Below are 18,794 nucleotides of genomic sequence, written 5' to 3'. Positions count from 1 at the left end.
GCAGACTGGAGTCCGAGGCCCATGTCGCCCGTCCGCCGGAGGATTGCAGGCGCAGCGCGTCTTTTCCGGTGCGCCTGCCAGAGTGCGTCAGTGCGGTGAGGTGTGTTTGTCCCCGGGGCTTCCCGCGCGCACACACGAGACGCTAGCCTTCAAATCATGGCATCGGGCGTCGTGTTGATTCGGCTGGGGCTCGTCGCCGCCCTGTGCCTGGGCGTGGAGGCGCGCGCGGCGGACCGCGGCGGCTCGTGGCTCGCCGTGGCGCGTGTGGCCTCCGAGGAGGATGGCGCCCTGCTCGAACGCGTGCGCGGCCAGAGCAGCGACCTGCCCGTCGAGCTGCGCGCCATGCCGGGCCCGTCCATGGAAGGCTCGCCCCAGGCGCAGTGGCGCTCCGTCGTCGAGCTGGCGGATGTCCACCAGGCCCGCGCCGTCCTCTGGTTCCAGCGCTCGGGCTCCGAGCTGCGCGTCCACTTCGCCGAACCCGGCAGCCGTCACCTCTTCGTGCGCACCGCGCGGCTGGAAGGTCAGCCGGGCGCGCTCGAGTGGTCCGCGGGCGCCGAGGCCGTGGCGCTCGTCGTGCGCTCCGCCCTGCGCGCGGTGGAGGCCGGCACGCCCCTGGGGGAGGTCGTCGAGGTCGCCGCCCCGCTGTCCGCGCCCGCCACCCCCGAACCCGAGCGTGAGCCCACGCCCATGCCGCCGGAGCTCTGGGCCATGCCGCCGGCTGCCCTGGACTCGGTGCCACTGCGCTGGCAGGTGATGGTGGGCGGGATGGTGACGCTGGATGGGTATGAGCGGTCCGGCCATCGGGGCCTGCTGCTCGCCTCCGGCTGGGAGTTCCGCAGGGTGCGCCTTCGCCTCCAGGTCCTCGCGGGACTGGAGGCGAAGCTGCCGGATGGCCGCACGGACGTGAAGCTGGAGCAGTACGCCGGAGGGCTGTGGGTGGACACCCCGCTCCTCGAAGTGGGGAGCCTGCGCTGGGGCGTGGGCGCGGGAGTGGGCGTGCTCATCTTCGGTCGCAGCACGGAGTCGTATTTCCTGGGCATCGAAGCCGCCAAGCCGCGCTTCATCCCCGCGCTGCTGGCGGGGCCCGACACCTCCCTGCGCTGGCGCTTCTCCCAGTGGATGGGCGTGGAGGCCACCGTCGCCGCCGATGGCGTCCTGGGGCGGCCCCGGCTCGGTTACTCCGAGGACGGAAACTTCGTGCCACGCAACGAAGGCTGGGCGGTGCGGCCAAGGTTCGCCCTGGCGCTGGTGTTGTTGCCGTGAGTGGGGATGACCCGTTTTCGGCTCGACCTTCCTCCATGGGGTCGATGACGAGCACGGGACGGGAAGCCATCGGCAGAGCACGTCCTGGAGCGGACCCCCGCATCCAGGCGGCCATCCAGGGGCGCAGGGAGGCCGCCGAGTCCTTGTTGATGGAGCTGTTGCCTCGGGTGCGCAACCTCGTCCGCTATCTGGTGCACGGGGATGGGGAGGTGGAGGACATCGCCCAGGAGGCGCTCATCGCCTTGCTGCGGGGGCTCTCCACGTACCGGGGCGAGGGGCAGTTCCAGTCCTGGGTGGACCGGGTGGTGGCTCGCACGACGTTCGCATGGCTGAAGCGCGCCCGGGGCAACGAGGCGCGGCGCGTCGATGAGTCCGCGGAGTTGATGGCGGTACCTTCCGAGGATGCGCCCCCGGATGAATACGTGCATCGCCGTCGCATGGTGATGTTGTTGGACCGTATCCCCGACGAGCAGCGACATGCGATGGTGTTGCATCATGTGCTCGGCATGAGTGTGCCGGAGGTGTCGGACGAGCTGGGAATTCCCTTCGAGACGATTCGGAGTCGTCTGCGGCTGGGGCGCGCGGCGCTCCGCGCACTGGCGGCCGAGGACGGCGGCGTTCCGGATGGAGGCGCGGAATGAGTCGGCTCCTGGATGAAGAAGGGCTGCCTCCGGGGATGCTCGCGCCGCTGGACGAGGACCCGGGGCCTGCTCGTCGACTGTCTCGGCAGAAGTCCGCGGCGCTGGTGCAGGCCGCGGTGCTCGCCGCCCTGGACGCGCCTTCGCCGCCTCCGCGTTCCCGTCGCCGGCACGAGTGGTTGATGGGAGGGGCGCTGCTCGTGGTGGGCGCGGCGGCTGTCGCGACATGGCACCTGTCCCGCCGGAGCGATTCGCTGGCGCCCGTCGAGACGTCTGTCGTGGCAGCGCCCGCCGTCGTCGAACCCGTGCGTCCCGAGCCGGTGGTGCCGACGGTCGACGTGGAGCGGGCCGAGGTTGCCGGCGTCGGAGTCACGCGGACCGGAGCGGAGGTCGGCGTCGACGTGGAGCGGGCCGAGGTCGCCGGCGTCGGAGTCATGCGGACCGGCGCGGAGGTCGGCGTGGCACGGGCCGAACCCGACGTGGCTGGCGTTGGCATGAAGCAGACCGCGACCGGAGGGACGGAGGTCGGCGTGCCTCGGACCACTCCGGACGTCGCGGTCCCTTCGCCGTCCGCGAAGCCCCGTGGGACGGAGATGCTCCCCAGCGCGCCCGCTCCGGAGGACTTGTTGCGCCGGGCCAATGGTCACCGCGCCACGGGACAGTGGAAGGCCGCGGAGGCGCTCTATCTGCGCGTCATCCGGACCGACCCGCAGGGCATGTCCGCGTATGTCGCGCGCGTGGCCTCGGGCTCGCTGCGGCTGGAGCACCTGGGCGATGCGCGAGGGGCGCTGCGTCAGTACCAGGAGGCCCAGCGGGGCTGGCCCGGGGGCGTGTTGGAAGAAGAAGCGAGCCACGGCGTCACGGAGGCCCTGCGGGCCCTGGGCGACAGGGACGGCGAGGCGCGGGCGCTGGAGTCCTTTCTCGCGCGCCACCCCGATTCGCCCCATGGAGTGGCGGCTCGGACCCGACTGAGGGAGATTTCAGGTCGATGACTCGCGCCTTCGCATCGCGGTGGAAGCGTTCTCCGGGCAGCTTTGTCCTGCTGGGCTTGCTCGTGGTGGGGGCCGCGTGCACGGTGAGGGACCCGGTGGCCTTCATCAACACGCCGCACAGCGACGCGGGCCCGGTGGCCTCGTCGGACAGCGGGACGACAGGGGAGGGCGAGAACCCCTCCGATGACCCCGCGGCCTTCTGTGCCTCCACGGGCCCGCTGCTGCTGGTGGGTGACAGCGTCACGGGCGCCAAGGTGTGCAGCGGTCACCTCGCGGAGCGCGCCTTCCGTTACGCGCTGTGCTCGTGCGACAGGCTCGCGTTCAGCGCGACGCTCACCACGGATGCGTTCCGCGGCTCCATGGGCAAGTACGTGCCAGGAGGGCAGGGCGGCGCGGTGGCGACGAACGGCGGCGTCGCGGCGAACGACACGCTGAAGGTCGGCGGTGGGCTGAGCGCGGGCGGCGCGGATGGAATCTCCCTGGGACGCGGCCTGTCGGTGGGCGGTGGCCTGTACAGCGGAGGTCCGCTCACGGGCAACGTGTCCGCCCAGGTGACGGGGGATGCGTGGGTGCGCGGTGACGTGGGTCTGGCGTCGCTGACGGTGGAGGGCAAGCTGGCCGTGCCCGCCGAGCGCATCATGTCCGGCACGGTGACGGCCTCGGAGGTGCTGCGAGAGCCGGTGGACTCGGTGGCTCCGTGCGCGTGTGATGACGCCTCGCGGGTGGACATTCGCGGCCTCATCAGCAGCCACGCCGAGAACAACCACAACGAGGCCATCGGCCTGGATGCCTCGTCGCTTGCGGGCTTCAATGGGGAGCGCACGCTGGAGCTGCCGTGCGGGCGCTTCTTCCTGACGAACATCGAGGGACAGGGACGGTTGAACCTCGTCGTGCGCGAGCGCACCGCGCTGTTCGTGCGAGACGACGTCGTCATTGGCGAGCGGCTCTCGGTGGAAGTGGTGCCGCCTGGAGAGCTGGACTTGTTCATTGGCGGCGACGTGACGGTGGCAGGGCAGTTCCTCCTGGGCTCCATCGACGCGCCGGCCCGCGTCCGCGTCTATTCGGCGGGCACGGGGACGCTGGGCATCTCCGCGGGCAGCGTGCTCGCGGGGAACTTCTACGCGCCTGGCGCCACGCTGACGCTCAGTGGCAACGCGGAGGTGTACGGCTCCCTCTTCGTGCGCCACATCGAGTCCTCCGGCGCATTGGCGCTGCACTACGACGCGGACGTGGCCACGCTGGGGAGCGCCTGCGGCCCCGAGAAGTGAGGCCCGGATTGTTTCACCGTGGCTGGCGATGGGGTCGCGTGTGCGACCCGCGAGGTTCCCCCCGCGAAGGCGCCCTCGTGGACGTGTGGGGGTGGACAGACGGAAGGGGCGTGCACAGCTTTGCGAGCGCACCTTCCTTCCGGCCTGGAGGACCCTCGTGCTCCACCGTTTGTCCGCGCTGATGGCTCAGCTTCGGGAGGACCGCGAGGCGCTGCTGCGCGATGTCGGGTGGCCCGTGTTGGTGTGGGACTCGATGCCGAGTCGCCCGCGCCCGGTGTCTCCGGTGGATGCGCCGACCTTGATGGGCCCGTCGCCCTCGCGTGTCGTGGAGCCCGTCGTGTTCGAGCTGCGGCCGCGCCTTCGGGGAAGTGGTCCCGAGGTGACGGTGGGACGCAGCCCCGAGTGCGACATCGTCCTGCCCGAACCCACTGTGTCGCGTCAGCACGCGCGGTTTCGTCCGGAGCCGCACACGGAGGTGTGGAGCGTGACGGACCTGGAGAGCCACGGCGGCACGTATCAGGAAGGCGTGTTGATAGTGCCGGGCCGCTCCTCGCCGCTGTTCAGCCGCGCGTCGTTGCGACTGGGTGGCGCGGAGGTGGTGTTCCTCCAAGCGAGTGCTTTCGAGCAGTACGTGCGCTCGTGTGCCGCGCTGTCCCGGGTGCGCTTGACGCGACGGAGGTGACCCCCTAGAAGGGGTGCGCCCTTGGGTGCCCATGTCGGGCTTTCAAGAGGGAAGCCGGTGCGAATCCGGTGCGGTCCCGCCACTGTGATTGGGCAGCCCTGAGGACAGGGCCGGGGACTTCGGACAGTCGCCACTTCGGCAGCGGCCTTGAGGCGCCCCGGGGGAAGGCGGAAGCCCCCTTCCAGCCAGACGCGCCGTGCGCCTGAGGCCGGAGCCCATCAGCCAGGAGACCTGCCCAGGGGTGCGAACGTGTCGCGTGGCGACACGTGCGGACGGCCTTCTCTCTTCGATGGAGAGAGCGGAAGGCGGAGCATGCGGCGCACCTTCCTCGTCGGGCACCTGGTGTGCCTGGCGCTCAGCCTCCCTGTCGAAGTCCGCGCCCAGGTGCCGGACGATGCCGCCGCGGAGCCGGACAGCTCCCGTGCGCGCTCCACCGTGGTTCGCGGCAAGTCGCCGCCACCGCCGGACTCGCCCGAGCGCAGGGACCCGACGGGCGCCATCACCGTCATCGATGCCACCGCTCGCGCGGGTGAAGCGCGCGACACGGCGGAGCTGCTCGTCGGCTCGGTGGGCCTCGCGGTGCAGGACTCGGGGGGCTACGGCCAGAGCAAGAGCCTCGTCGTCCGAGGCGCCGCGTCGAACGGCGTGCTGGTGTTCCTCGATGGAATCCCGCTCAACGGCGCGGGCGGCATGGCGGACCTGTCCCAGGTTCCCGCCGCGCTGGTGGAGCGCTTCGAGGTGCTGCGCGGTGGCGCGGGCGCCCGCTATGGCTCGGGAGGCCTGGGCGGTGCGGTGAACATCGTCACGCGCGCGCCCTCCTCGCACACGCGCGGCAGTGGTGAGGTCACCTACGGAAGCTGGAACACGGCGCTGGGACACGTCGCGGTGACGGGCCCGCTGCTCGACGGACATGGACTGGTGCTGCTCCATGCGGGGCGCTCGGATGGAGACTTCGCCTACGAACTCGACGAGCTGCCAGCGGTGGACGACAACCCCGTCACCGCCGAGGCCCGTGCCCGCAACGACGCGAAGGGTGGTGGCGTGCTGCTGCGCTACCGACGTCGACTGCCCGGAGGCTCGCGTCTGGATGTGCTCTCCGAGCTGGCCCTGGAGGACCGTGCCATTCCCGGCACGGTGCAGAATCCCCAGTCCGCCGGGCGACAGGACCTGGACCGGCTCTCGCTCGGGGTGCGCTGGTCGGGAGCGCTCGGTGGCACTGGCACGCAAGGCAGCGCGCGAGGCTTCTTCCGGCGCGATGGCCTGGAGGTCACGGGCGGCCTCCTCGGCGCGGGAGGCCCGCAGCGCCACCTCGTCGGCGGCGTCGAACTGGAGGGGCGTACTCCGCTGGGCGGCGCTCATACGCTGACCACCACCGTGGCTTCCTCCGGCGAGCAGGTCACCGAGGCCCGGGGCGCGCAGTCCGCGGGCTGGTGGCGCGGAAGCGTCATGGTCATGGACGAGTGGGCCCTGTTGGGCGGCGTGCTGGAGGTGGTGCCCTCGTTGCGGCTGGAGCGCGTGGGGCCCTACTGGCTCTTCTCTCCGAAGCTCGGCGCGGCGGTGTCCCTGGGCGGTGGCTTCGGGCTGCGCGCCAACGCGGGCCAGTCCCACCGCGCGCCCTCGTTCCTGGAGCTGTACATCCGCCAGGGCACGCTCCTGCCCAACCCCGGCTTGAAGCCCGAGCGCGCCCTGTACGCGGACGCGGCCCTGGTCTGGGACTCCGAAGAGCGTGTCTCGGGTGCGCCCCGTTGGAGCGCGACGGCGGGCGGCTTCGCGGCGTTGTACGAGAACCTCATCGCCTACGAGCTGTATCCCCCGATGATGGCGCGGCCCTACAACTTCGACGCCGCCCGAGTGTGGGGCGTGGAGCTGGAGGGCGAGGCCCGGCCCTTCTCCTGGCTGTCCGCCAGCGGCAGCTACACGTGGCTGCGCACGCAGAATCGTCTGGGCGACCCACGCTTCTACAATCAGGACCTGCCCTATCGCCCGCGCCACAAGTGGGTGGGCCGCGTGCGCGCCGGGCCCGACTGGCTCAACGCCCGCACGGAGGTGCTGTACCAGGCCTCTCAGCTCGTCAACCGCACCGGCACGCGCGACCTTCCGTCACGCACCCTCTGGAGTGTGGGTGCCTCCAGCACCTTCCTGCACGCTCCGGACGTCACCCTGTCGGTCGAGGTGAAGAACCTCCTCGACTCGCGGGCCCAGGACTTCACTGGCTTCCCACTGCCAGGGCGCGCGGCCTACGCGACCCTCGCGGTGTCGCTCGAGCCGAACCCCCCGTCGCCTCCCTCCTCCGAGGACTCCCATGCCCCGCGCGCCCCGTCCCCTTGAGTCCACGCCGCTGGCGTTGCTGTCAGTCTCTCTCCTGGCCCTCGTGCTCACCGGCTGCCCGGATGAAGGCGTGGTGTGCACCGCCGGCCTCACGGTCTGCGAGGGCACCTGCGTGGACCTGCGCGGCGACACCGCCCACTGCGGCGCCTGTGGCAACACCTGCTCCACGGGCGAAGTCTGTCAGGACAGCGTCTGCGGCTGTCGCGCTGGCACCGAGTCCTGTGATGGCGCCTGTGTCGACACCGCGACGGACGTGGCCCACTGCGGTACCTGCGGCACGGCCTGCGCCACAGGTCAGGTGTGCGAGGCGGGCGCGTGTCGCGAAGGTTGCTCGGAGGGGCTGCTGCGCTGCGGTGGTGCGTGCGTGGATGCGCGGACGGACGTGCTGAACTGCGGCGCGTGCGGCGTCGCGTGTCCGGACGTGCAGTCGTGTCACGCCGGACGGTGCGCATACGACGTGGTGACGGCGTGCTTCACGAACGGACAGCTCGTGGGCATCCAGGCGGGAACGGACCAGCTGGGGCCCCGGCGCGAGTTCGGCGCGGGTGTGCAGTCGCTCGCGTCATGGGACGGCTTCGTGCTGGCGGCGGACATGACGAACGGCAAGCTGCTCCAGGCGGCGGGAGGCAACCTGGGGACCCTCGTCGAGGAGGACTCGCTGGGCGTGGTCTCCGGCTCGCCCAACGACATCCTCGTGGACCCGCCCTACGTGTACGTCGTCGACTCGGTGAACAACACGCTCCAGGTGCTCAAGCGCGAGGGCACGGCGCAGGGCAATGGCCTGGGCCTGCGCACGGTGGACCAGGTGAACCTGGGCGCGAACACCAGTCCCCAGGCGCTCGCGCGCTTCGGCGATACGCTCTTCATCCCGCTGTTCGGCACCGCGAGCTCCAACTTCCAGCACGGCAACGCCGTGGCGCGTGTGGACATCTCCAACCCCGAGCAGCCGCGCAAGGTGGACACGCTGTCGCTCGCGGGCCTGGACCTGAAGCCCTTTGGCGGAGGCCCGGTGATGCCGCTGCCGTACTCGGTGACGGCGACGCGCTCCGCCGTGTACGTGGCGCTCACCAATCTGAATCCCGCCAATGACTACCGTCCCAACGGGCCGGGCATGCTCGCGCGAATCGACCCTTCCACCGGCGCGATGAGCGCCATCGACCTGGGCGCGGAGCGCTGCCTCAACGCGGGCTACGTGGAGGCGGTGGGGGACCAGCTGGTGGTCGCCTGTATCGGCGAGGCCCTCTATGACCCGGAGAATGGCTACATCGCGACGTCCGTGCGCTCCACCGGGTTGGTGCTGGTGAAGGACGACACCGTCGTGGCCTCCTACGCGCTCAACCCTGGCTGTCAGCCGGGCGCTCCCGGGTGTGTGCTCTCCGTGGCCAGTCGCTTCGCGGTGGCGAAGGACGCGGTGTACCTGGCGGATACCAACGCCGGCCGCGTCTTCGTGGTGGAGGTGGGGGACGGCCGCCTCACGGAGCGCCGTGGCTACTCCACGCCCGAGGCGAAGGGCCCCGCGCTGGAGGCGTGCCCGTTGGACCCGCGTCGCCCCGTGTCCAATGCCATCGACGTCACCGCGCTCCATTGACAATGCCGGTCACCCGCCATATCCCCGCCGGCGTCCTCGGTGCTGACGTGGAAACACGGCGGCTCTAGGGAACCCGGTGTGAATCCGGGACTGCCCCGCAGCGGTGTGCAGGAACGACCGCCGTCACGAAGCACTGGTCCCTCCATGGGGCTGGGAAGCGACGGCCACTAGGTGGTTGCCCCCGGGGCATCCGCGCCTGCGAGTCCGAAAACCTGCCAAGGACCCGTGCCCTTCGGGCACGGACATCACCGAGGCCTCCGAGGGGAGGCGGCGGAGGCGTCAGCCTTTCTTCCGTGCACGTGGGTGTGCCCGGGCCCGCCTTCGACCGCGTCCTCCTGGATGCCCACCCGCCCGTGGGGGCGGAGAGGGACTGAGGACGCCGATGAAGACCGCTGACTGGAAGCGCGTAGCTCCCTGGACGAAGTCTGTTTCGCTGGCAGTGACCACCTTCGCGGTGGCGCTGCTCGGCACGGGTTGCAACCCCGAGTGCGTGGACACATTCGACTGCCGCGCCGACAACGGCGAGCCCCCCGCGGGCCAGCAGTGGGTCTGCATCGACGAGAAGTGTGAGACGGAGCCGATTGGCCAGCCTCCGGTGCCTGACGCGGGCACGCCGGACGCGGGTCCCGTGGACTCGGGCACGCCGGATTCAGGTCCGGTGGACTCGGGCACGCCGGACGCCGGTCCCGTGGACTCGGGCACGCCGGATTCAGGCCCGGTGGACCCCACGCCGGACGCGGGCCCCGTGGACTCGGGCACGCCGGACGCCGGCCCCGTGGACCCCACGCCGGATGCGGGTACGCCGGACGCGGGCCCCGTCACCTGTGAGACGACGCCGCACGACGCGAAGCTGGGCACGCTCCAGCTCCAGGCGGGCTTCGTCGCCACCGAGACGGCCCCGCTGCCGGATGGCATCTCCGCCCTGGGCTCGTCGCCGGGTCCGACGTACTCGTTCTACGCGGTGCAGGGGGGCGGCAAGGACGCCGCGCTGTATTCGATGGGCACGTGGCCCGACCTCCAGCTGTCCCCCACCAAGCTCTATGACGTCGTCACCCCGGAGGACCGCGCTGGCAGCGTCGCGGTCTACGCGGGCGGCTACCTCATCAACGACGGGCAGCGCGTCTTCACCGGCTACACCACGGGTGCCTCCGGGTCTCCGGGCTCCCTCTCGCTCTACGACATCGCCACGCCGGCCTCGTCGTCCTTCCTCACCGCGCCGAAGAACTACTCCGCGGCGGCCTTCTCGAACGGGGACACGAGCGCGGTGCTCATCAACGGTGGTGGCCTGGGCACCCTGCCCACGGGGCTCGGCATCTACGGCGTGGTGACGTCCGCGAATCCCCTGGGCACGGTGCGCGTGGCCAACTTCCCGGCCGAAGGCGTGGTCGCCAGCGGCTTCACCGCCGTGGCGGACAACGGCGTCGCGGCGCTGGGCTTCTTCAACGGCGACTTCGTCAACGTCATCTACGGCGTGGCGCCGTCGGTCGTCGCCCAGGCCGTCACCAGCGGGACGCCGCTGGAGCTGGGCAGCCAGTCGCCCATCGAGGTGGGCAGCGACTTCGACAGTGCGTCCTCCTTCGGCGCGGGTGTCGTCGTCAACCGCGGCGGGTATGACGAGAACTTCAGCTTCGTGAGCACGGATGTGTCCCGCTTCGCGCTGTCCACCAGCACGGGGAGCGACACTGTCACGGTGGGCGCGCGCGCCGCCGTGCTCGACTACGTGGACCAGTGCACCACCGTCACGATGCTGGAGCCGCTCGGCTCGGACGTGCTGGTGGGCGTTGCCGACAAGAACGGCCAGCGACTGGTCCGCCTCCAGGTGGCCCCGTGAGTCGCCGCGTGTCCTGGCCGCACCAGCGGGGCGCGGCGCTCGCCCTGCTCCTGAGCCTGTCGGCCTGCGGTGGTGAGGACCCGTCCTCGCCCTCGGAGGACGCGGGGCCGGGGGACTCGGGCTCGCCTGAAGACGCGAGTGTCGCCGTGCCCGCGGACCCGTACGCGGACGAGGTCGTGGAGTTCCTTCCGGGCCCCGGCGCGGGCTTCGGACAGGACCGCTTCCCGTCCATCGTCCTCGGGCCGCCGGTGGGCTCGGGGTTGGACAGCGGCTCGCTCGACGTCCTCTCGCTGGGCAAGTCGGGCTCCATCACCCTTCGCTTCACGGACCTCGCGGTGATGGACGGGCCGGGCGTGGACCTGCTCGTCTTCGAGAACGCCTTCCTCATCGCCGGAGGCCCTCGCGCCTTCACCGAGCGGGCGAAGGTGTCCGTGAGCGACGATGGCGTGCAGTGGTTCGAGTTCCCCTGCGCCCCCTCGGACGCGGCGAACAACTACCCGGGCTGCGCGGGCGTGCGTCCCGTGACGGCCAACCCCGCCGCCGGCATCAGCGCCACGGACCCCGCCGTCGCGGGCGGAGACGGGTTCGACCTGGCCACCGTGGGCCTGAGCCGGGCGCGCTACGTGCGCATCCAGGACTCTGGCACCAGCGGCTCCGTCGGCACGTCCGCCGGGTTCGATTTGGACGGCGTCGCCGTGGTGAACGGCGTGTCGCTCACGGCCGCGCCATGACGAAGCTGGACCGCCGCGCCGCGCTCCTCACGCTGGCCCAGGGTGGCTGTGCCCTGGCCGCGCTGGGAGTGGGGTGCGGCGGGGAGTGGCGGGAGGCCATCGTCCTGGACCTCCCGCCCGACGGCGCCGCCTGTCCCGGGGCGCCAGTGCCGGGCACGGCCGAGGAGGGCTGGGTGGAAGTGCGGCTCGCGGACCACCCGGCGCTGCAGTCACCAGGAGGCCACGCCGAGGTGCGCGTGCCCGAAGCGCTCCTGGACGTGGTGCTCGTGCACACGCGGCCCGGCTGCTTCGTGGCGCTGTGGCGCATCTGCACGCACGGGGACTGCGCCGTGGACTGGCTCCCGGCCGAGGGCGTCATGGAGTGTCCCTGTCACGGCTCCCGCTTCGCGCTGGATGGCGCGGTGCTCCAAGGCCCCGCCCAAAGAGCGCTGACGGCCTTCACCGCGGTGCGCCACGGACAGTCCGTCTTCATCCACCGGCCGCGCTGAGGACTCGCCCTGGCGGGCACTTGCGAGTCGCCCGGAGCACTGTCAGTCTTGACGCGGCGCGAAGCACTTGCGCCGGCAGTCCGGGTCACTCCTGTCCCCCCTCTCGAAGCGGTGTCTCCTTCTCTCATGAGACGGGAGAGTCGTGTAATGTCGGGCATTCGATGTGGCAGATCATCATCAACGGGCCCGGCTACTTCGATACGTCCTACGATTTGCCCGAGGGCGTGACGAGCCTCGGCCGCGCGGACGAGAACGATATCGTCCTGGGTGGCGACCTCGTTTCGCGCCGGCACGCGCGCCTGTACGTCGAGGCGGACATCCTCCGCATCGAGGACCTGGGCAGCCGTAACGGCAGTCGCGTCAACGGCGCGCCCTTGCAGGGCTCACGACAACTGTCCCCCGGGGACACCGTCGCGCTGGGCGAGAACACGCTCGCGGTCCGCCAGCCCAACACGGTGGAGAACGCGGCCACGGAGATGGTGGACCTGGGCGCGGGCGGCGTCGTGCGCTTCGGCCATGGGCAGGACGTGGGTCCCTCCGTGCTGCTGGCCAAGAGCGTGCGGGACGCGGACGTGCTGCGCCTGTTGGACAACGTGGGGCCCATGCCCTTCGAGGACTTCAGCAGCGCGTCCACGCCGATTGCGCCCGCCAGTCCCCGCGTCGGCCAGGAGACGCTGGTGCTGATGTTCCGCACCGCGGAGGCGCTCTCCACCGCCACCACGCTGTCCACCTTCCTGGACATGACGATGGACCGGCTGCTGGAGCGCACGGACGCCACGACGGCCGTCGTGCTGCTCAAGCACCCCACGGGCGCGCTGGTGCCGGCGGCGGTGCGTCACCGGGGCAAGCTGGCCAAGGGCGAGGTGCCCGTGTCCGACGCCATCGTCGACGAGGCGCTGAAGCAGGGCCGCGCGCTCGCCGTGGGTGACGTGCGCGACGACCGCCGCTTCGCCGCCCGCGAGAGCGTCATTCTCTACGGCGTGGACAGCGTGCTGTGCATCCCCATTGGCGCCGAGCCCCCGTACGCGGGCGTGCTCTACGTCAACACCTCCGCGAAGGGGGATGGGCTGGAGCCGATGCTGGATGCGTGCTCGGCGGTGGCGCACCTGGTGGCCACGGGCGTGCAGAAGTTCTCCCCGAAGGAGGGCGGCGCCACGCTGGAGCGGATGCGCCGGATGCTGGAGCGCTTCCACCCACCGGATATCGCGGAGCGCCGCGCGTCGGAGGCCCTGCGTCAGGGGGGACGGCTGCCGGGGCTGGAGGAGCGCACCCTCACCGTGCTGCACGTGGAGTTGGTGGGCTTTGGCGCGCTGGCTCCGCGCATCGGCGCGGCCAAGGCCACCCAGTTGCTCAACGAATTCCACTCGCGGGCCACCGGCATCGTGTTCAGCTTCGAGGCCACGGTGGAGGGCTTCCAGGGCGACTCCATGCGGGCGCTGTTCGGCGTGCCCTACGTCAAGGGCGAGGACGCCGTGCGGGCCGTGCGCGCCGCCCTGTCCCTGCGCGCGGACTGGGAGCGGGCCATGAGCCGCCGTCCCCTGGACGAGCGCTGTGAGCTGCGGCTGGCCCTGCACACCACGCGCGCGCTGGTGGGGATGATCGGCAACGAGGTGCGCTCGGACTACACGGCGGTGGGGGAGGGCATGGCCGTGGCCGGATGGCTGGCCGCCACGGGCAACCCCGGCCAGGTGCTGATGACCGGCAAGATGCTGGCCTCCGTGGGGGCCCGCTTCGACGTGATGCCCCTGGGGGAGCGGATGGTGCGCGCCCCCCGGGAGAAGGTGGCCGTCTTCGAGGTGCTCGACGAGGATGTCGGCACGCTCACCAACCCGGGCCTGCGGTGAAAACCCCTCGCGGCAGGTTGACGGGTTGATGCCGTGGCCCTGGACGGGGTTCAATGGGGCCCGAGTGGTGGACCCCCGCCTCCATGAACGCCCATAACCCTTCCGCCCGGCTGCGTCCGTTCCGGCCCCAGCCCTTTGGCCGGTACACCCTCCTGTCCCATCTGGCGACGGGCGGCATGGGTGAGATCTATCTCGCCCGCCTGGAGGGCGCGCAGGGCTTCGAGAAGCTGTGCGTCATCAAGAAAATCCTCCCGCAGCTCGCGGAGGACAGCGACTTCGTCGAGCGCTTCGTGGGCGAGGCGCGCACCCTGGTCCGGCTGAGCCACGGCTCCATCGCCCAGGTGTTGGACATGGGGCTGCACGAGGGCGAGGCCTACATGGCCCTCGAGTATGTGGACGGCAAGGACCTGCGCAAGGTGGCCGCTCGGGTGCGGGACAGGCAGGTGCCGCTGCCGCTCACCTTCATCCTCTACATCATGGGCCGGGTGCTGGACGCGCTCGCCTATGCGCACCGCAAGAAGGATGACGACGGCGAGGACCTGAAGCTGGTCCACCGGGACATCTCTCCGCAGAACATCCTCATCTCCTACGAGGGGGAGGTGAAGGTCGTCGACTTCGGGCTCGCCAAGAGCCGGCTGTCCGCGGCGAAGACGAACCCGAGCATCATCCTGGGCAAGTTCCTCTACATGTCCCCGGAGCAGGCGCGGCACCAGCCGGTGGACCGTCGCAGTGACTTGTACGCGGTGGGCCTCACGCTCTACGAGCTCATCGCCGGCAAGAACCCCTTCGACGGCATCCACCCCGGCGAGCTGATGTCCGTGGTGGCCAACCCCAAGGTCGCCCCCCTGGACGACGTGGAGCCGCTCACGCCGCGCTCGGTGACGGCGCTGGTGGCCAAGGCGTTGGAGGTGGACCCCACGCAGCGCTTCCAGACGGCGGAGGAGTTCCGTGGCCGGCTGCAGACGTGCCTGATGGAGATTGACGCCAGCGCGGGCCCGGAGAGCGTCAGCCGCTTCATGCGGGAGCTCTTCACGGCGGACTTCCAGTCCGAACGGCGCCTGTTGGCCAGCCTCAAGGACGTGCCGCGCGGAGGTGTCCCCGAGCCACGGGCCGCGGCGCAGGAGCAGGACGACGGCGGCACCGCGCCCCGCGCGACGCTGCCGGCGGGGGCCATCCTCCCCGCGAAGACCATCCGGTTGGATGGCCCGGTGGAGGCGCTCTCCTTCCACCCCACGCCGCGCAGCCGCGAGGCCGGCGGTCCGGTGAATGACGGCGAGACGCGTCCGGGCATTCCCATGGACGAGGCCACGCGGCCCGCCTTCCCGCTGGAGGCCTTGGAGGAAGAGGCCCGCGCCCGGGCGAGCCGGCTGAATCCGGACACGTCGCCCTCGGTGGAGGTGGAGCCGGAGGCCTTCAACCGTCCTCCTCCCACGCCGCCGCCCGCCGTTGCTCCCGTGATGCGCCCGCCCTCGCAGACGCGGGAGGTGCCGCTGGCCACCCTGCCGCCGGAGGCCATTCCACCCGCCCCCTGGTCCCCGCCCGCGCCGCCGCCCCCGATGCCCGCGCGTCCGGACATGCGGCCCACGGAGCTGGAGCTGTTGCCGATTGGCGCAGTGGTCGGCCCCGCCGACTCGGACCCCTCTCCGTGGCCGGTGGAGCCGACGGAGCCCCGCGCGGAGCCGCTGCGCGTGCTGGGGGGCGAGCCTCGCCCTGGCGCGCCGATGTCCCGGCCCCCGGTGCCCGCGTCGGGTCTTCGTCCCGGTGGGTTTCCGCCTCCAGCGTCCCAGCCGCCGCCCGCGGCGCCGGTGTCCCCTCCCTCCGCGGTGATGCCGCAGCGGCAGGCGCTGGGTGCTCCCGCGGGCTCGCCTCCGACCGGGGCTCCCGCGCGCTCGGGGGCGTTGGTGATGCCCGCCGTCTCCGCGACGAGCGGACCGTTCTCCTCGCCGCCTCCGAGCGCCCCGACGCGCTCGGGAGCGATGGTGATGCCGGCCATCTCCATCCCCGCGAGCACGCCGGTGCGCACGAACCCGGGCGGTGCGCCTCCCTCGAGAAGTGCCGAGCCGGGCGTGGTCGTCTCGGACACGGGCTCCGAGCCGGAGAGCGCCGAGCTGCCGGTGCTCACGCCCGAGCAGATGGGGCACGACGAGCAGGCGGCGCGGGTGGAGGAGATGGACACGAATCCGCGCGCGTCCCGGCCGCCGCGCGCGGAGCGCTCCGACGACACGCAGCCGCGTGCGCCTCGCGACGCGGACACGGACCCTCGGGGGCCTCGCGCGGCCGACACGCAGCCCCGTGCCGCCGCCGGCCTTCATGAGGACACCCAGCCTCGCGTGGTGCTGGACGAGAGTTTCCTTCGCGACGCGGAAGGCGCCGCGCGGGAGCAGGAGGAGAGGTCCGGCCCGTCGCGTCCGAAGACGGGCTCACGCCGCGTTCGCCCCTCGTCTCCTGGCATGGCGCCCGTGTCGGGCCGGCGCACGGGGTCCGCCTCCGTCATCCGCCCCGCGCCCGCCCCGGCGCCCGCGCCAGTCGAGGACGAGGAGGAGGACGTGGACGTGCGCGTGTCCATGCCCTCGCATGACGAGACGCGCCGCACGGCGGTGCCCGTCCGTCCGAATGCGCAGCCCGCCGCGCGCCGCCCGGGAGAGGACACCCGTCGGACGACCATCCCCAGGCGCTCCCAGCGCAGGTCCGTCGTGGCGTGGGTGGTGGTGCTGGGCGGACTGGGTGCACTGCTGGCGGGAGCCGCCGCGCTCACCCTGGACCCCGTGCTGCGCAGGCGCCTGACGCACCAACTGGGGCTCACCCAGGTCCTGGAGGGCCCGCCGCCTTCCAGGCCCATCGAGCGGACCCCGCCGCTGCCCTCCGAGAGCGCCGTGGCCCGCGGGGAGCCCGCGCTTCCAGAGGCCGCGCCGGGCGAAGGGGCCGTGGCGCCTCCAGCCACGGGTGACGTGGCCGCCGTGAACAGCCCACAGGCCGCTGCCGACAGTCCCCCCGCGCCTCCTCCGCCGAAGCCTTCGGACGAGAAGCTGTCCGACGACCTGTTCCTGGCCCCGCTGAACAGCGCCCCGAAGTCCGCGCCCCTGAAGTCCGCCCCTCCGAAGCGCGCGGCGGCCCCGCGCGTGCGAATCATCTCCGGCAGCACGAACAAGTCCCAGGCCGAGCTCAAGAAGGAGTGGAAGGAGTCCGTTGCGGTGTTCAAGACGCTCCAGGAGTTCCGCTCCTGCGACGACCTGGGCTTCCTGTGCCAGCAGCGGGACGACCTGAAGGAACTGGTGGAGGCCTCCGAGGGAGAGGTGGACCCCGAGCTCCTCGGGAAGGTGAAGCGGCTCAAGAAGGCCGCGCAGCGACAGCTGGACAAAGTGGGGCAGTGAGGACGCTGATTCGTTCCCCGAGCGTCCAGGAGTCATGGAGTTGACCGGAAGTCCCGGGCGGGAAAGCCTTCAGGGATGAGCCTCCCCCTGATTGCCGGCGTGTTCCTGGTGGTGCTGGCCCTCGGCTATCGTTTCTACGGTGGCTTCATCGCCCGGCAGTTCCGGTTGGACGGTGAGGCCCAGACGCCCGCGCACGCGAAGAACGACGGCGTGGACTTCGTGCCGACGAAGCCCTTCTACCTGTTGGGCCAGCACTTCAGCGCGATTGCCGCGGCGGGTCCCATCGCGGGCCCCATCCTCGCGGCGCAGCAGTTCGGCTGGTTGCCGGCGCTGTTGTGGATTGCGGTGGGCGCGGTGTTCATCGGGGCGATGCATGACTTCGCCACGCTGGTGGCCAGCGTGCGCCACGGGGCCGTCTCCATCGCGGAGGTGGTGCGCACCCACCTGGGGGCAACGGCGGGGTTGGCGATGCTGGCCTTCATCTGGGTGGCGCTCGTCTACGTCATCGTCGCCTTCACGGACGCCACGGCCGCGACGTTCGTCAGCGGCGACGCGGAGCTGGAGGGGCTCACCTTCCGCTTCAACCCCGGCGGCGCGGTGGCCTTCGCGTCGATTGCATACCTGGCGCTGGCGGTGGTGATGGGGTTGGTGGACAGGTACCTGAAGCCGCCGCTGTGGCTGCAGACGCTCATCTTCGTGCCGGCGACGCTGGGGGTCGTGTACCTGGGCACGCGCTTCTCCACGCTGCTGGTGCTGGATGCGCGGGGCTGGGCGGCGCTCATCCTCGCGTACTGCTTCGTCGCGTCGCTCACGCCGGTGTGGGTGCTCCTGCAGCCGCGCGGCTATCTGGGCGGCTTCGTGCTCTACGCGGCGCTGGCGGTGGGCGTGGTGGGCATCTTCTACGGCGGGTTGAGCGGGGAGCTGTCGATTCAGCAGCCGGCCTTCGCGGGCTTCAACGTGCCGGGGGCGGGAGGCGCGCTGTTTCCCTTCCTCTTCGTCACCATCGCCTGCGGGGCGTGTTCGGGGTTCCACGGGCTGGTGTGCTCGGGCACCACGTCGAAGCAGATAGACAAGGAGCCGCACTGCAAGCCGGTGGGCTACGGGGCGATGTTGCTGGAGGGCTTCGTGGCGGTCATCGCGCTGGCGACGGTGATGATTGCCACGAAGGGGGAGCTGACGGGCAAGGCGCCGGGCGCGGTGTACGGCGCGGGGCTGGGACGCCTACTCGTCACGGTGCTGGGCAAGGAGCACCTCGTCTTCGCCACGACGTTCGGCGCCATGGCCTTCTCCACGTTCGTGTTCGACACGCTGGACGTGTCCACGCGGCTGGGGCGCTACATCCTCCAGGAGCTGACGGGGCGGAAGGGCCGGGTGTCGGCGATGGTGGCCACGGCGGTGACGTGTGGGGTGCCGCTGGCCTTCGTGCTGCTGGCGGGCACGGGGGCGTGGCGCTCGTTCTGGACGTTGTTCGGCACGTCCAATCAGTTGCTCGCCTCGCTGTCCCTGCTGGGCGTCTGTGTGTGGCTCAAGAGCACGAGCCGGCCGTATGTGTACGCGCTGGTGCCCATGTTGTTCGTGGGGGCCGTGACGCTCACCAGCCTGGTGCTCCTGGTGCGCGAGGCGCTGCAGCCGGCCAGCTCCGCCGTCTCCCGGGTGAACGGGGTGGTGGCGGTGGTGTTGCTGGCGTTGGCCCTGTCTCTCTTCACCGCGGGGGCGCGTGCGCTGCGCTCCCGGCGAGCACCTCCGGCCACCGCGCCCGCGGTCTGATTC

The 18,794-nt window shown here is 71.5% G+C and carries 13 protein-coding genes and 2 riboswitches; all 13 genes read left to right on the top strand.

Going from position 1 to position 18,794, the window contains the following annotated elements; genetic code table 11:
• The first annotated feature begins 156 nt into the window (after nucleotides 1-156).
• The 13 genes from HUA78_RS07645 (at nucleotide 157) to HUA78_RS07585 (ending at nucleotide 18,791) form a co-directional block, all read left to right on the top strand.
• Nucleotides 157-1,263 carry a hypothetical protein gene (locus tag HUA78_RS07645; protein ID WP_174475977.1) on the top strand — a complete coding sequence of 369 codons (1,107 nt, stop codon included), beginning with the start codon at nucleotides 157-159 and terminating at the stop codon, nucleotides 1,261-1,263.
• Nucleotides 1,264-1,307: 44 nt separating this feature from the next.
• Nucleotides 1,308-1,904: an RNA polymerase sigma factor gene (locus HUA78_RS07640; RefSeq protein ID WP_174475976.1), complete on the top strand. Its 597-nt coding sequence runs from the start codon at nucleotides 1,308-1,310 to the stop codon at nucleotides 1,902-1,904.
• Entirely contained in the window at nucleotides 1,901-2,893 is a 993-nt protein-coding gene (locus HUA78_RS46240) for a tol-pal system YbgF family protein (RefSeq protein ID WP_254623601.1), read from the top strand. The genes HUA78_RS07640 and HUA78_RS46240 overlap by 4 nt, the downstream gene beginning before the upstream one ends.
• Complete coding sequence (locus HUA78_RS07630; protein ID WP_174475975.1) at nucleotides 2,890-4,161, top strand: hypothetical protein; 1,272 nt, start codon at nucleotides 2,890-2,892, stop codon at nucleotides 4,159-4,161. Before HUA78_RS46240 ends, HUA78_RS07630 begins: the two co-directional genes overlap by 4 nt.
• Nucleotides 4,162-4,318: 157 nt before the next feature.
• Nucleotides 4,319-4,843, top strand: coding sequence for an FHA domain-containing protein (locus HUA78_RS07625; protein ID WP_141648015.1), 525 nt, complete (start codon nucleotides 4,319-4,321; stop codon nucleotides 4,841-4,843).
• A gap of 6 nt (nucleotides 4,844-4,849) precedes the next feature.
• Nucleotides 4,850-5,097: riboswitch (cobalamin riboswitch) on the top strand.
• Between the two features lie 58 nt (nucleotides 5,098-5,155).
• Nucleotides 5,156-7,171: a TonB-dependent siderophore receptor gene (locus HUA78_RS07620; RefSeq protein ID WP_174454229.1), complete on the top strand. Its 2,016-nt coding sequence runs from the start codon at nucleotides 5,156-5,158 to the stop codon at nucleotides 7,169-7,171.
• Complete coding sequence (locus HUA78_RS07615) at nucleotides 7,146-8,759, top strand: MXAN_6577-like cysteine-rich protein (protein WP_174475974.1); 1,614 nt, start codon at nucleotides 7,146-7,148, stop codon at nucleotides 8,757-8,759. The genes HUA78_RS07620 and HUA78_RS07615 overlap by 26 nt, the downstream gene beginning before the upstream one ends.
• Nucleotides 8,760-8,779: 20 nt before the next feature.
• A riboswitch (cobalamin riboswitch) is annotated at nucleotides 8,780-8,994 on the top strand.
• Nucleotides 8,995-9,141: 147 nt separating this feature from the next.
• On the top strand, nucleotides 9,142-10,590 hold the full coding sequence (locus HUA78_RS07610) for a hypothetical protein (protein WP_174475973.1): 1,449 nt from the start codon (nucleotides 9,142-9,144) through the stop codon (nucleotides 10,588-10,590).
• Nucleotides 10,587-11,321: a cell surface protein gene (locus HUA78_RS07605; protein WP_371745522.1), complete on the top strand. Its 735-nt coding sequence runs from the start codon at nucleotides 10,587-10,589 to the stop codon at nucleotides 11,319-11,321. The genes HUA78_RS07610 and HUA78_RS07605 overlap by 4 nt, the downstream gene beginning before the upstream one ends.
• On the top strand, nucleotides 11,318-11,809 hold the full coding sequence (locus HUA78_RS07600; RefSeq protein ID WP_174454232.1) for a ubiquinol-cytochrome c reductase iron-sulfur subunit: 492 nt from the start codon (nucleotides 11,318-11,320) through the stop codon (nucleotides 11,807-11,809). The genes HUA78_RS07605 and HUA78_RS07600 overlap by 4 nt, the downstream gene beginning before the upstream one ends.
• Nucleotides 11,810-11,970: 161 nt before the next feature.
• Nucleotides 11,971-13,653 (top strand): FHA domain-containing protein, encoded by a 1,683-nt coding sequence (locus HUA78_RS07595; protein WP_174454233.1) that lies wholly within the window; start codon nucleotides 11,971-11,973, stop codon nucleotides 13,651-13,653.
• A gap of 83 nt (nucleotides 13,654-13,736) precedes the next feature.
• Nucleotides 13,737-17,024: a serine/threonine-protein kinase gene (locus tag HUA78_RS47455; RefSeq protein ID WP_174475972.1), complete on the top strand. Its 3,288-nt coding sequence runs from the start codon at nucleotides 13,737-13,739 to the stop codon at nucleotides 17,022-17,024.
• A gap of 75 nt (nucleotides 17,025-17,099) precedes the next feature.
• Nucleotides 17,100-18,791: a carbon starvation protein A gene (locus HUA78_RS07585; protein ID WP_174454235.1), complete on the top strand. Its 1,692-nt coding sequence runs from the start codon at nucleotides 17,100-17,102 to the stop codon at nucleotides 18,789-18,791.
• Nucleotides 18,792-18,794: the final 3 nt, after the last annotated feature.

It is taken from the genome of Myxococcus sp. CA033 (genome assembly GCF_013336625.1).
Lineage (GTDB): Bacteria > Myxococcota > Myxococcia > Myxococcales > Myxococcaceae > Myxococcus > Myxococcus llanfairpwllgwyngyllgogerychwyrndrobwllllantysiliogogogochensis.
Note: the sequence above shows the minus strand (reverse complement) of the source record. Positions and strands in the feature narration are given on the sequence as shown.

Excerpts from the sequence above, each read along its gene's own strand:
- HUA78_RS07645 (WP_174475977.1), top strand. The coding sequence starts at position 157 with ATGGCATCGGGCGTCGTGTTGATTCGGCTGGGGCTCGTCGCCGCCCTG.
- HUA78_RS07640 (WP_174475976.1), top strand. The coding sequence starts at position 1,308 with ATGACGAGCACGGGACGGGAAGCCATCGGCAGAGCACGTCCTGGAGCG.
- HUA78_RS46240 (WP_254623601.1), top strand. The coding sequence starts at position 1,901 with ATGAGTCGGCTCCTGGATGAAGAAGGGCTGCCTCCGGGGATGCTCGCG.
- HUA78_RS07630 (WP_174475975.1), top strand. The coding sequence starts at position 2,890 with ATGACTCGCGCCTTCGCATCGCGGTGGAAGCGTTCTCCGGGCAGCTTT.
- HUA78_RS07620 (WP_174454229.1), top strand. The coding sequence starts at position 5,156 with ATGCGGCGCACCTTCCTCGTCGGGCACCTGGTGTGCCTGGCGCTCAGC.
- HUA78_RS07615 (WP_174475974.1), top strand. The coding sequence starts at position 7,146 with ATGCCCCGCGCGCCCCGTCCCCTTGAGTCCACGCCGCTGGCGTTGCTG.
- HUA78_RS07610 (WP_174475973.1), top strand. The coding sequence starts at position 9,142 with ATGAAGACCGCTGACTGGAAGCGCGTAGCTCCCTGGACGAAGTCTGTT.
- HUA78_RS07600 (WP_174454232.1), top strand. The coding sequence starts at position 11,318 with ATGACGAAGCTGGACCGCCGCGCCGCGCTCCTCACGCTGGCCCAGGGT.
- HUA78_RS07595 (WP_174454233.1), top strand. The coding sequence starts at position 11,971 with ATGTGGCAGATCATCATCAACGGGCCCGGCTACTTCGATACGTCCTAC.
- HUA78_RS47455 (WP_174475972.1), top strand. The coding sequence starts at position 13,737 with ATGAACGCCCATAACCCTTCCGCCCGGCTGCGTCCGTTCCGGCCCCAG.
- HUA78_RS07585 (WP_174454235.1), top strand. The coding sequence starts at position 17,100 with ATGAGCCTCCCCCTGATTGCCGGCGTGTTCCTGGTGGTGCTGGCCCTC.